The organism is Exiguobacterium sp. Helios, assembly GCF_014524545.1.
In the GTDB taxonomy this organism is placed as follows: Bacteria; Bacillota; Bacilli; order Exiguobacteriales; family Exiguobacteriaceae; genus Exiguobacterium_A.
Map to the genome: position 1 here is coordinate 1,967,809 of NZ_CP053557.1, position 13,676 is coordinate 1,981,484.

Below are 13,676 nucleotides of genomic sequence, written 5' to 3' on the forward strand. Positions count from 1 at the left end.
TGTCTATTTTTTAAGAAATTTTATTTCGTGCTGTTTCAATTTCATGAACCAGTTGATCATAGTATCCGGCATTCAAGAAGTTTTCGACGGACCGGTGTTCGGCTTGCGGTACTTGTTCCTTCGCCCGTTGCGTCAAATCCTGGTGCGTAATGATGAACTCTGCGTCTTTCGGGAGTTGACTGATTGACGTGTTCGTCACTTTAATCGGCAATCCGGCTTTATTGATTTTGTTACGTAAGACGGATGCTCCCATCGCACTTGACCCCATTCCGGCATCGCAGGCAAAAATGATATGTTCGACTTCTGCTAACGAAGTTGCCGATTCAGCCGAGACGAGCGATGAAGCGATCGAATTTTTGCCTTTCATCGCGCTGACATTGGCCGTCGCTTCTTCAAGTGATGTTTCTTTTGCTTTACTCGTTTTGAGTAAGACCGCCGAGACGACGAACGTTACCGATGCGGAAATCAAGATGCCGGCAACGAGGCCAACGTATGAACCGCGGGACGCCATCGCAAGGACAGCAATGATACTTCCGGGTGAAGCGGGTGCGACAAGACCGACATCAAATAAGACGAATGTCAGGATACCGCTCATTCCTCCGGCAATCATCGCGAGCAAGAGAACGGGTTTCATCAACACATACGGGAAGTAAATTTCATGAATCCCGCCGATAAATTGGATGAAGGCCGCCCCTGGAGCCGTCTTTTTCGCTGCGCCGGAACCGAAGATTGAATATGCGAGTAACAAACCGAGACCGGGACCCGGATTCGCTTCAAGTAAAAACAGAACTGATTTTCCGGCTTCACTGACTTGATCCAAGCCGAGTGGACTTAAAATCCCGTGGTTAATCGCATTGTTGAGGAACAAAATTTTAGCCGGTTCGATGAACAGACTGGCGAGCGGTAACAGGTGTGCACTAACAATTGCTCCGACTGCCGCTGCCATGATGTCATCCAGTCCTGTCATTAATGGACCAAACAGTTTAAATCCACCGATCATCAGCAAACCGCCGATAATTCCGACTGAGAAGTTGTTGACGAGCATCTCAAGACCCGGTTTGACTTTTCCTTCAATCAATTGATCAAATTTCTTGATGGTGAATCCCCCGAGTGGTCCCATGACCATTGCGCCGAGGAACATCGGAATGTCTGTTCCGACGATAACCCCCATCGTCGCCAGTGCTCCGACGACTCCTCCCCGGACATCATGCATGAGCTTCCCGCCGGTAAAACCAATCAGTAGCGGTAACAGATACGTGATCGTCGGACCGACTAATTCTGCCAGACTTTTATTCGGTGCCCATCCGGTCGGAATGAATAACGCTGTAATGATCCCCCAGGCGATGAACGCACCGATGTTCGGCATGACCATTCCGCTGAGGAAACTTCCGAACCGTTGAACCTGGACACGCAATCCGCGTTTTCCTGCTTGTGTTGTTGTCATTGGTGTACCCTCCATTTCATTTGCATCGTATGATAAGTGCTTTGCTATGCCCTTATTGTATGCGCTCTGGAAACGCTTACTCAATCTTTCCTAGTTCACGTTTTGGCAACCTTCTTGGACAAGACTAAAAGAACCATCCGCATCAACGAATGGTTCTCCTGATTTGCCGTCACAATGAAAAATCAAGCGGTTGCTCGACCGTCTGCAGTTCCCGTTCAATGACTTTTCGGAACGTCCGGTTCAAGATCTGCCGAAGCTGATGGACATCTCCGTATTCAAACTGATGGGTTTGCACATCATTTTCGATGATGGCACCACTAATCGAACTGAGCAGTTGCAACAGCTGATCCGTCGCTTCTTCCGGTGCAGCCAGAACTAAAATCCGTTCGACCGGTTGAATCGCTTGATCCATCCCGAGCAGCTCAATCGGTTGTTCGAGCTCATAGATGAAAAATCCCCCCCGGTGAATCGAATCGTCGCGACCGTGAAACAATGCCAGGCGTGTACCAGGAATCCCGAGTCCGGACATCTCGTGCCGGCGTAACAACTGCGTTGACAACTGAACGGCCGATGAAGTGACATTTTTATCGACCAGTCCGTTGCTGATTTCAAGAAGGATTTCTTCCAATCCTTCCGTTTGTGCGGAAATCGTTTCGATGGAAAAGGCGTCACTTAATTGACGGGCCGTCTTAACCAATTCTTCCAATCTGGATAAATCCAGCCAGCCGGATGATTCCTGTCGAGGAGCGGCTTGGAAGGATTTAGGTAAGGAAACGAGCAACTTCCGGATTCGTTCAACCTCTTCTTTGGGCAATAACGGGTTGACGAGCAGATGAGGTTGACTGATATCCGGTAACGGCACCGTCGATAACACAAAGTCATAATCCTTCAACTGTAGACGTCCGATGCCAAAGAGCGACGAACTTTCGACCTGCTCCAATTCCGTAAATTCCTGTCGCAACCGGTTCATCAATAATTTGGATGATCCCAGTCCCGCCGAACAGACGACCAGAACACGGTACGGGATTTTCGGCAATGGTTTACTCAAAACGGCACCAAAGTGCATCACCCAAAATGCCAAATCATAATCTGCAAACGTTTGATCGTTGAAGACGAATTCAGCTGCTTGTTTGACGGCATCAAACAGACGCGGATACTCCCGTTCAATTTGTTTGATGACATAGGACGGATTGACGATGTTTTGTTTCGTGTATGACATGATGTGGCTGACTAGACCGTGTTCGAGTGCCCGGTCTTCCATAAAAGCTTCCCCGTACAATAAGGAGACTTGTTCGATGAGTCGTTTAACACGCAGTCGAATGACCAATTCTTCACCGGTCTCCAGCTGATCTTGTTGGAAATTCCGTAATTCCTCAGAAATCCATTGCCGCTCGGCAATCGATAAAGGATACGGCAACCGTTGCTGCAGCGTATCGACGTGATGCAGCACTTCGAGCGGATACGCTTTCAGTTCGTAGACCATCGGGAACCGGTCCATCCGGATTGCTTGTACCGCTAAACTCAGTGCCGCCCGCATCAGGAGACGGTCACTGATATCCTGTTGTTTCGTCAAAGGAACGATGACGGCATACGATTGGTTAATTGCTTCAATCCACTCCCTCTGGTGGATTTGAAGTAAATGAGGCAGTTGATCGACGTGCCCCTGAAGAAATCGGTAAAAGGACAAGACATCCCATTGGGTGAAAATCAAGGATACCAGCAAGCGGCGTTTGTCGATTTCTTCACCGATGACTTCCGCCCCTAATCCTTTTTTACGTTTTAACTCCAGCGCATACTGACAAAACCATTCATCAACCTGTTCTAAATCTTGACTGATCGTACTTGGCGCGATGTACATGGCATGTGCCAAAGCCTGCAGTTTGATCATTCCTTCTTCTTGTAAGAGCCGATACGCAAGCTCGACTTGCCGATCTTCCGCCGATGGTAACTGCCGATGCGATAACAACAATGCTTCACGGAGTTCCCGTTTGTGTCCCTCATCGCCACTCAACTGTAAGCCCCTTCCCCGGATATAACTCATTTCTAACTGAAACGGCGCTACCGTTTGTCCAAGCCGCTCGCGTTCCCGTTGAATCGTCCGCTCCGAAGTTTCGAGTGCTTCTGCGATTTCCTGAATCTGAACCGGTTCTGATTTCGTCAGTAAATAAAATAGGATTTCCCGCTCGCGGGCCGTAAAATCAATCACGTTGCATCAACTCGTTTCTAATGGTCTCAATTAAATCATCATAGGACGCCGCTGCCAACAGATGATCGACGGCAAATACCTTGCACGTGGAATCGACCGGTAAATCGGATACGATTTTCCGGGGACCGATTAGAAATGTGGTCTCTGTCGGGATTTCTTTCGCCCGGCATGTCTCGACTGTTACGTGAAGATGCTCTTTTTGTAATCGATTCCGCAACACTTTGGCTCCCATGACACTGCTGACCAGTCCTGAGTCGCAGACAAAGATAATAGTAATGGCCATCCTAATCACTCCTTCTCTTTCATCCTAGCTGAAAGCGCTTCGAAATGGGTACAAGATAAACAGGATTATCAATTTTCTTTTTTTAACATTGTCCAACATTCATGACAAACCAAAAAACGTTCGAATCTCCTGCCTGAGGAGTCTCGAACGTTTTTTGATTTCACTACTGATCAACCGGTTTGCTGGTGCAAGCTCAGGAGGTGTTGCTCAACTTTTTCAGCAACTTCCCGTCCTTCCCGGATCGCCCAAACAATCAATGACTGACCGCGCCGGGCATCGCCGGCGGCAAATACACCCGGTCGGCCGGTCGCGTACGACCGCGTTTTAATCTTCCCGTTTTGTGTCTCAACCGGTAGATGACGTAGAACATCCTGCTCGACACCGCTGAACCCGATTGCAATCAACATCGTATCGACCGGATAATATTTTTCGGTGCCCAGAAGCTTCTGAAACTCAACCCGTCCATCGCCATGGCGGATTTTTTCATTATGAATCGTCCAGACGCCGGTTAATCGTCCGGCTTCATCCGTCGTGTAACGCTCAATCGTAATCAAGTATTCTCGTGGATCACGACCAAATTGAACGAGGGCTTCCTCATAACCATAATCGAGGCTGTACAGGTTCGGTGTATCCGGCCACATGTTGTCCGGTGTGCGTTCCGAACCCGGCATCTCGTGTTTCCCGAACTGGACGACGGAGCGGCATCCTTGCCGCAGTGCCGTCGCTACACAGTCTGCTCCCGTGTCACCGCCTCCGATGACGAGGACATCTTTCCCCCGTGTATCATGCAGGTCGATTAACGCTTGTCCTGTCAAAAGTTTCCGCGTCACGCTTGTCAAATATTCCATCGCGTATCCGACGCCACTACTCGGAGCGTCCGGTATTTTTCTTGGTTCAGTTGCGCCGACACAAAGGATGACGGCATCGTAATCGGCTTCTAGTTGATCCAGTGATAGATCAAGACCGATCGTGACACCGGTTTTGAACGTGATACCTTCCGTCTCAAGCAAGCGGACACGACGGGCAACGATGTCTTTCGAAAGTTTCATCGCCGGAATCCCGTATGTCAATAATCCACCAATTTGGTCTTCCCGTTCAAACACCGTCACTTGATGCCCCGCTTGGTTCAATTGATCGGCTGCCGCTAAGCCGGCCGGCCCTGAACCGACAATTGCAATTCGGTGTTGACTTCTGACCGACGGAATACGCGGTTGGACCCATCCTTTTTCAAAACCGATATCGATGATGGTCCGTTCGATCTGTTTGATCGTGACAGCAGGTTCGTTGATCGAGAGGGTGCACGATCCTTCACACGGCGCGGGACAGACACGGCCTGTGAATTCCGGGAAGTTATTTGTCTCTTGGAGCCGCTGCAGGGCTTCGTGGAAATTTCCCTGTTCGACCAGCACGTTCCATTCCGGAATCAAATTGTAGACCGGACACCCGATTTTGACTTGTCCATACGTCTCACCGACATGGCAAAACGGTGTCCCGCAATCCATGCAACGGCTGGCCTGCTCCGACGCTTCCGATTCAGAAAAACGTTCTTTGTACTCATTAAAATCGCCAACTCTTTCCCTGCTGTCACGTTCCTTGCCTGCCTGGCGAGGAACGTTCATAAATTGATCCCGTCTCTTCATTTTTCCCCTCCTGTTCCGCGTCCGATATGCGTCTCAAATGCCAGCAACATCGCTTCTTCTGTATTGTGTCCCTGTTGCGCGTAGCCTGCCATCAGAGTCGTCACAGCTTGGTAGGTCGTCGGGATGACACGGATGAATGAGCTGAGGACATGATCCCAGTTTGCCAGGATGGCATGACCTTGTTCACTGTTCGTCCGCGCAACATGCCGCTCGATAAACGATTTTAAGCGTGTTGCTTCTTCCGGGTCAGAAACAGCTCCCGTTACGACGAGTTCCCGATTGATCCGGGCCTCAAAACGTGTAACATCTTTTGGCAAGACGTACGCGACGCCACCCGACATTCCGGCCGCGAAGTTCAGTCCGACATCACCCAAGATGACGACACTTCCGCCCGTCATATATTCGAGACCATGATTTCCGATCCCTTCAACGACCGCGGTTGCTCCGCTGTTCCGGACAGCAAATCGTTCCCCCGCTTGACCATTGACGTAAAGTTCGCCGCTTGTCGCTCCGTACAGTGCGACATTTCCGATGATGACCTGATCAGAAGAGACAAAACTGGATTTTGCCTGCGGACGAACGGCGATGACACCCCCTGATAATCCCTTGCCGACGTAGTCGTTGGCATCTCCTGACACATTCAATGTCATGCCGCGTGGAATATACGCCCCAAGACTTTGACCGGCTGAACCTGTCAGATTCAGCGTTAACCGATCCGTCGGAAGCCCCATTGCGCCGTAGAGCCGTGTCAAACGTGATCCGGTATTCGTTCCGATTGCCCGGTCTATATTGGTGATCGGGAAGGCAAAGGTTTGTTGTTCCGTAAAGGATTCATCCGTGATGACAGTTTCCAGTTCCCGTCCGTCAAATGAAGCCGAGACGTAATGCTGTTGATACTGCCGGTTCTCTGCCGAATAACCCGGCATGACGAACAGTCGGGATAAATCGAGACTGGAAGCTTTCCAGTGCGTCTTCATCCGGTTGGACGTTTCTAACAGATCGGTCCGACCGACTAAATCGGCTAAACGTCTCACACCGAGTTGTGCTAAATATTCACGGACTTCTTCGGCGACAAATTCCATGAAATGGACGACATAATCCGCCGATCCTGTAAATTTCTCACGTAATTTCGGATCTTGTGTCGCGACACCAACCGGACACGTATCGAGGTGGCAGGCCCGCATCATGATACAGCCGACGGCAATTAACGGTGCCGTTGCAAACCCGTATTCATTGGCTCCGAGCATCGCAGCGATGATGACATCGCGTCCCGTCAATAACTTTCCATCCGTTTCCAAAACGACCCGGTCCCGTAATCCGTTTAATGCAAGTGTCTGATGGGTTTCGGCCAAGCCCAGTTCCCACGGTAATCCCGTATGTTGAATGCTGGTCTTCGGTGAAGCACCGGTCCCTCCGTCATGACCGCTGATGACAATGACATCGGCCAATCCTTTGGCGACGCCGGCAGCAATCGTTCCGACACCGCCTTTGGCGACTAGCTTAACACTGATCCGCGCCTGATCATTCGCTCGTTTCAAGTCGTGAATCAACTGCGCCAAATCTTCAATCGAATAAATATCATGGTGGGGTGGAGGTGAAATCAATCCGACACCGGGTGTCGAGGCCCGGACACGGGCAATCCACGGGTAAACTTTTTCTCCCGGCAGCTGCCCGCCTTCTCCCGGCTTTGCTCCTTGTGCGACCTTGATTTGCAGTTCGTCGGCATGGACGAGGTAATCGCTCGTGACACCGAATCGACCAGATGCAATCTGTTTGATCCGGCTCATCCGGGAATCACCGTTTTCATCCAAATGATACCGTTCCTCTTCCTCACCGCCTTCACCGCTGTTACTTTTCCCGCCGAGCCGGTTCATCGCAATCGCTAACGTCTCGTGTGCCTCTTTGGACAGCGAACCGTAAGACATGGCTCCCGTCTTGAAATACTTGACGATTTCGCTGACCGGTTCAACTTCTTCAAGCGGAATCGGAGTCGTTTCCCGGAAAGACATGAGGTGACGCAAAAACGTCGCCGGTTCTTCCTGGATCCGGGAAGAATAGGTTTTGAACAAGTCATACCGACCGGTTCGGCAAGCATGTTGCAGTAAATGAATCGTTGCCGGGTTGAACGCATGATGTTCTCCGTCGTGCCGATAGCGGAAGACACTGCCTGACTCAAGGTGTGTCCGTCTGATTCCTTCTTCATGTTGACGAAGAGCTTCCTGTTCAATCAGTGACAAGTTCAAACCGTCGAGTTGCGAGACAGTTCCTGTGAAGTAACGGTCGATGACCTCTTCGGCAATCCCGACAGCCTCAAAAATTTGAGCCCCCCGGTAACTGAAGACCGTCGAAATGCCCATCTTCGACATGACTTTGACCACACCCTCTGTCACTGCGGACCGGTATCGCTCCGCATAGTCAGGCATCGTTTCGACAACGGCATCTTGTAACGTCGCATAGACAAGGTAAGGATGAATGGCATCGGCTCCGTATCCGAGCAAGGCGGCAAAATGATGGACTTCCCGGATTTCACCACCTTCGATGATTAAACTGACTTTCGTCCGCAGACCTTCCCGTATCAAATGATGATGGACAGCACTTGTGACAAGCAGGATCGGCATCGGGACAGCACCCGGCCGGACATTCTGGTCGGAAAGAATCAACAGTTCACAGCCCCCTCGGACGGCATGGACAGCTTGCTCGAGTAACGCTTCGAGTGTTTCCTCAAGCGGACCGTCAAATACGGTCGAAAGCGTCTTGTGAACGAGTTTCGTCTGCTTTAAGGCCGCAGCTTCCGATGGCGTGAGAACCGGGGATGTGAGACGAATCCGACGGCAATTCTGCCGGTTCGGCGTCAACAGTTCCCCTTGCTGACCGAGCCAGGTCATCGTCGACGTAACGATTTGTTCCCGCAACGCATCGATCGGCGGATTCGTCACCTGCGCGAATAGCTGTTTAAAATACCGGAACAAGGATTGCGGCCGTTCACTCAGCACAGCAAGCGGGATATCCGTCCCCATCGCACCTAACGGATCTTTTTTCTCTTCCACCAGCGGAATCAAATACTGATCGATGTCTTCCCGTGTGTAACCAAACAACCGTTGTAACGTTCCGAGATTCGAGATCTCTTCCGTTTTCACGTCTGCCGGTAATTTTATCATCTCTTCCGCCAACCACTCGGCATAGGGATGGCGCATCGCGAGTTCACGCTTGACCTCTTCATCTGAAATCAATTGGCCGGACGCAAAATCAAGCAATAACAGTTCTCCCGGAACAAGGCGTTTCTTAAATAAGATATCGTGTTCAGCTACCGGCAGAACACCGGATTCTGAAGATAACATGAAATGACCGTCCCGCATCATCATGTACCGAGCAGGTCGCAGACCATTCCGGTCAAGTGTCGCCCCAATCTGTTTCCCGTTCGTGAAGACAATCGCTGACGGACCATCCCACGGTTCCATCATACTGCTGTGATATTCATAATACGCCCGCTTTGCCGGCCGGACCTCTGCATGTTCGAACGGTTCCGGCACGAGCATCAATGCTGTTTCTGCCAGCGTCAATCCAGACAGATATAAAAACTCGAACGCATTATCAAGCATCGAGGAGTCACTGCCCGATTCGTCCAAAATCGGTAAGACATCTTTCGCCCGACGGCCGTACGTCGTCTTGGCCAATCCGTTTTCACGGCTCCGCATTGCCCGGACATTCCCTTGTAATGTATTGATTTCTCCATTATGGATGAGATAACGGTTAGGATGGGCACGTTTCCAGCTCGGAAAGGTGTTCGTACTGAATCTAGAGTGGACGATCGCGAAACCAGACTGGTACCGTTCATCCTGCAAATCATCAAAATACAAACCGAGTTGATCCGTCGTCACCAGTCCTTTGTAGACAATCGTCTCGCTGGAGCTGCTTAAGACGTATTGTTCGATACCGAGTTGCTCCGCTTCTCGCTCAAACAGTCGACGAATCAAAAACAGTGTCCGCTCGAACGCTAATCCTTCGACGTTTTTGGCTTCAATAAAGCATTGCCGGATGACGGGTTCCGTTTGACGCGCTTTATCACCGATCACCGTGTTCGTAACCGGGACAGTTCGCCACTCAATTAACCCTTGTCCTTCTGATAAAATAATCGATTCCAAAACACGTTCCAACCGTTGACGCAAGCGGTCTTCCCGCGGCAAAAACATCATCATTACCCCGTAGTCCCCACTGCGTGGCAAGTTGATATTTCGTAACGTTTGGCGGAAGAGACGATCTGGTATTTGTGTGAGGACGCCGGCTCCATCGCCTGTTTTGGCATCACTACCTTGTCCCCCCCGATGTTCCATCTGACACAACATCTTCAAGGCGTTTTGAACGATTTCATGACTTACTCGTCCCGTCCGATGAGCATAAACCCCGATTCCACACGCATCGTGTTCTTGTCTCGGATCATATAGTCCTTGCCGTTGCGGCATTTGATGAAATGACATATTACCACGCTCCTAACCGTTCTAAATTTTCTGTATATTCTGTTAAAATATACATTACACTCTTTTATGTTTATTCGCCACCATGTATATTTCTAAAATCCGGTTCTTCAAATCCCTTGATAGGCCGTCTCTTCTTGATGATAACGCTTACATATAGGTGAATATTTTTTTTGAATAAAATATTTTTCAAGAGGCTATTCTTTTTTGCGCCAATTCCATTTTCCATGGTACTTTTAAATAGAAAATAAATTATCAGTGCTTGTTAGGAAAAGGAGAATTGAAACGATGAAAAACTCTGTGAAATGGACGGGTCTCTTGATTGCAGGAACTGCCCTGGTCCTTAGTGCATGTGGTCAGGAAGAAAAACAAATGACCGCATACGATAAGATTCAAAAAGAAGGAACCTTGACAGTTGCAACGGCTGGTACACTTTATCCGACCTCATTCCATGAAGAAAAAAGCAATAAATTAACCGGCTTTGATGTCGAAGTCGTCAAAGAGATTGCTAAACGTCTTGATTTGAAGGTGGCATTTAAAGAAATGTCTTTTGACGGTATGTTGACGAGTGTAAACACTGGTCAAGTTGATTTAGCCGCCAATGATATTACGATTACCGATGAACGTAAAGGAAAGTTCGCCTTCTCTAAACCATACAAATATACGTACGGGACGGCGATTGTCCGTAAAAGTGATTTATCCGGCATCAAGTCTCTGGAAGATTTAAAAGGCAAAAAAGCAGCGGGGGAAGCGACGACGACCTATATGCAAGTCGCTAAGAAATTCGGTGCAAAAGAAGTCACCTATGATAATGCGACGAATGATCAATATTTGCGTGATGTTTCCAACGGACGGACAGATGTCATCTTAAACGATTACTATTTACAAAGTTTAGCTGTCGATTTCTTTAAAGATTTCGACATTACGATTCATCCTGATATCGCCTACAATCCAAGTCAAGTCGGACTCATCATGGATTTAGATAACAAAGAATTACAGTCGAACATCAATGCTGAAATCGACAAGATGAAGAAAGATGGAACGCTTGCTAAACTGTCGAAAACATTTTACGCCAACAAAGACGTCTCGAAAATGCCGGATATCAAGACGACGCTCGTTGACGTGAATTGAACAGCTTCTTTGAAATTGAATGGCGGTCCGTCTTTAATCCAGAATTAGCACGAGAAGCGTTTCCTTACATCTTAGGTGGTCTTAGTCATACTCTTTGGATTTCGATTCTCAGTATGGTGATCGGCCTTGGGCTCGGCTTGTTACTGGCTTTGGCTCGGTTATCCACATCACGACTGTTACGGACGATTGCCACCCTCTATATTTCATTTATGCGCGGTGTCCCGATTCTTGTCTTATTATTCATGTTTTATTTTGGTTTACCGGTCATCAACATTCAACTGGATGCCTTGACCGCTGCCATTGCCGGCTTCAGTCTGAACAGCGCTGCCTATATGGCTGAAATCATTCGTTCATCCCTTTTGTCGGTGGACCGTGGTCAACAGGAGGCTGCCCAATCACTAGGACTTTCCAGATACCGTGTGTTCGTCGGCATCATCTTGCCTCAGGCTGTTCGACTGGCAATTCCTCCGCTGTCAAATGTCCTTCTTGATTTGGTGAAAGCCTCTTCGCTTGCCGCCATGATTACAGTCCCGGAGATTTTTCAACGGGCAAAGATTGTCGGTGGACGGGAGTTCGACTACATGACAGTTTATTTTGTCATCGCCTTCATTTACTGGGGAATCTGTGCCGTCATCGCTGCCGGTCAGGAAATGCTCGAACGGCGTTTCGCCCGCTATTTATAACGTGCAAAAGCTCAACCGTTTTCTACAGACGTCTCGTGACGAAAGTGAAAATGGTTGAGCTTTTGTATTAGGCTTCTAACTCGAGTAATGGTTCAATTGATAACGCTTCCAATGGTTTATGGAACAAATAGCCTTGAAGCGTCTGACACCCTAATCCTGTCAAAAGTTCCGCTTCTACCATCGCTTCAATTCCTTCCGCGACAATTGTCATCTTCAATCGACTTCCCAGCTGAATGATTGTCTCGACGATGGCTCGTTTTTCTTCCGAGTCAATCGCCGCCCGGACAATCTCTTTCGGAATTTTTAACTGATCGAAAGGTAATTCGACGAGCGTCTGCATCGATGAAAAGCCCGTTCCGAAATCGTCAAGCGCAATCCGGATCCCGTGAAGATGCAATTCATTTAAGGTTTTGATGATTTGTACCGTTCCTTCGATAAAAATATGTTCCGTCATTTCAATTTCCAATAAGTAAGGCGGAAAACCGGTCGTTCGTAAAATCTCCAATACCTTTTCGGTAAAGTCTTCTTGCCGCAACTGCCAAGGCGAGACATTAACGGCAATCGTTATTGGTTTTCGTCCTTGTTCCAACCACTGCTGTCCTTGCCGGCAGGCTTTACGCATTACCCATCCCCCAAGTGTTTCGATGAATCGTGTCCGTTCTGCCAACGGAATGAATTCCAGTGGCGAAATCAGCCCATATTTCGGATGATTCCACCGGACTAGTGCTTCAGCACCCGTGATGCGGTGAGTTGCTGCGCTGACTTGTGGTTGAAACAACACAAAAAAGTCCCGGTCAAGATCAGCATCATACAGATCCCGTGTCAGTTGCATTGCTCGTTTGCGTTCATTTTGGGTTACCTGATCCGTAATCGCAAACGTATTTTTCCGATTTGACTTTGCCGTAAACAAAGCAATCTCGGCATCATTGATGACGTGATCAATCGATTCCCCGTTGACGAACGAAACCCCGATGCTTGCCGTTACATTGATTTGCTTAAAATCAATCTGAACACGTTCAGAAATACTGGCTAAAATCTCATCACATAGTTGATGCGGTGGCGTAGATGTTGCATGTAATAAAAAAGCACTTCCACTCGCTTTCGCCACGATACAGTCCGAAAAACGGGTCATCAAGCGCTTGCCGATAACATGAAGCGTCCGATCCCCCGTCCGGTAACCGAATGCATCATTAACTGTCTTAAAATCATCCAAGTCAATCAGACAGATGATATCTCCTGTAACTGCTTTTTTCTCCGTTTCAATGACAAAAAAGGACCGATTCGCCAGTTCCGTAACCGGATCGAAGAAAGCTTGTTCTTTTAATCGTGTCAGGTAATCGATGTTTCTTTCTAAATGCGTGACATATTGTCTATGAATCAACAGACTGATGAGTGTAGCAATCAGAATCAATCCAATTCGCGCGATATGATCAGTCAAACTAAAGGTCGAGATTCCTGTCGGTGCTTTTAACCAGACATACAACAGGGACAGGACACTGATTCCCGTCGCATACAGCAACATCGTCCGATTGATCACGACAAGAGACGTCAAGACAAACAACAACGAGGCTGCCCAAACCGTCTGTGCTCCATTGTCGATGTATGGATAGTAGATGAAAGGTATCAATAAGAAGACGCTCGACATCACATGGGGTTTCCATCGATCGGTCAGATTACTTTTTCCAATTAAAAATTGAACTACACCCACGATAAAAATTAGAAATGCCCGCCATCCGACAGACCGCTCCAACCCAGTTTGACTGATGCTACTTGAAAAAACATACAGAGCGGCACCGCAAGTAGTCAGCACAAAAATA

At 48.6% G+C, this 13,676-nt stretch carries 8 protein-coding genes; 2 read left to right on the forward strand and 6 right to left on the reverse strand.

Annotated features, from left to right (window positions below; all coding sequences use genetic code 11):
* Positions 1-10 precede the first annotated feature (10 nt).
* From HNY42_RS10380 to gltB, 5 genes are all read right to left on the reverse strand, one after another.
* Positions 11-1,444 carry a PTS mannitol transporter subunit IIBC gene (locus HNY42_RS10380; protein WP_131972568.1) on the reverse strand — a complete coding sequence of 478 codons (1,434 nt, stop codon included), beginning with the start codon at positions 1,442-1,444 and terminating at the stop codon, positions 11-13.
* A gap of 169 nt (positions 1,445-1,613) precedes the next feature.
* Positions 1,614-3,650, reverse strand: a complete 2,037-nt coding sequence (locus HNY42_RS10385; protein ID WP_131972567.1) for a BglG family transcription antiterminator — start codon at positions 3,648-3,650, stop codon at positions 1,614-1,616.
* Positions 3,643-3,933: a PTS sugar transporter subunit IIB gene (locus HNY42_RS10390; protein ID WP_131503638.1), complete on the reverse strand. Its 291-nt coding sequence runs from the start codon at positions 3,931-3,933 to the stop codon at positions 3,643-3,645. Before HNY42_RS10390 ends, HNY42_RS10385 begins: the two co-directional genes overlap by 8 nt.
* Positions 3,934-4,103: 170 nt before the next feature.
* Positions 4,104-5,573: a glutamate synthase subunit beta gene (locus tag HNY42_RS10395; protein ID WP_188004462.1), complete on the reverse strand. Its 1,470-nt coding sequence runs from the start codon at positions 5,571-5,573 to the stop codon at positions 4,104-4,106.
* A complete protein-coding gene (gltB, locus tag HNY42_RS10400; protein WP_188004463.1) occupies positions 5,570-10,048 on the reverse strand; it encodes a glutamate synthase large subunit in 4,479 nt (1,492 codons plus the stop codon). Before gltB ends, HNY42_RS10395 begins: the two co-directional genes overlap by 4 nt.
* 285 nt (positions 10,049-10,333) lie before the next feature.
* Here gltB and HNY42_RS10405 point away from each other — a divergent pair, with 285 nt between their 5' ends.
* Together HNY42_RS10405 and HNY42_RS10410 are read left to right on the forward strand one after the other, a co-directional pair.
* Positions 10,334-11,176, forward strand: a complete 843-nt coding sequence (locus HNY42_RS10405; RefSeq protein ID WP_114596547.1) for a transporter substrate-binding domain-containing protein — start codon at positions 10,334-10,336, stop codon at positions 11,174-11,176.
* A complete protein-coding gene (locus HNY42_RS10410; protein WP_131503635.1) occupies positions 11,173-11,859 on the forward strand; it encodes an amino acid ABC transporter permease in 687 nt (228 codons plus the stop codon). Before HNY42_RS10405 ends, HNY42_RS10410 begins: the two co-directional genes overlap by 4 nt.
* Positions 11,860-11,926: 67 nt before the next feature.
* Here HNY42_RS10410 and HNY42_RS10415 read toward each other — a convergent pair whose 3' ends face one another.
* Entirely contained in the window at positions 11,927-13,504 is a 1,578-nt protein-coding gene (locus HNY42_RS10415; protein WP_255508319.1) for a putative bifunctional diguanylate cyclase/phosphodiesterase, read from the reverse strand.
* Positions 13,505-13,676: the final 172 nt, after the last annotated feature.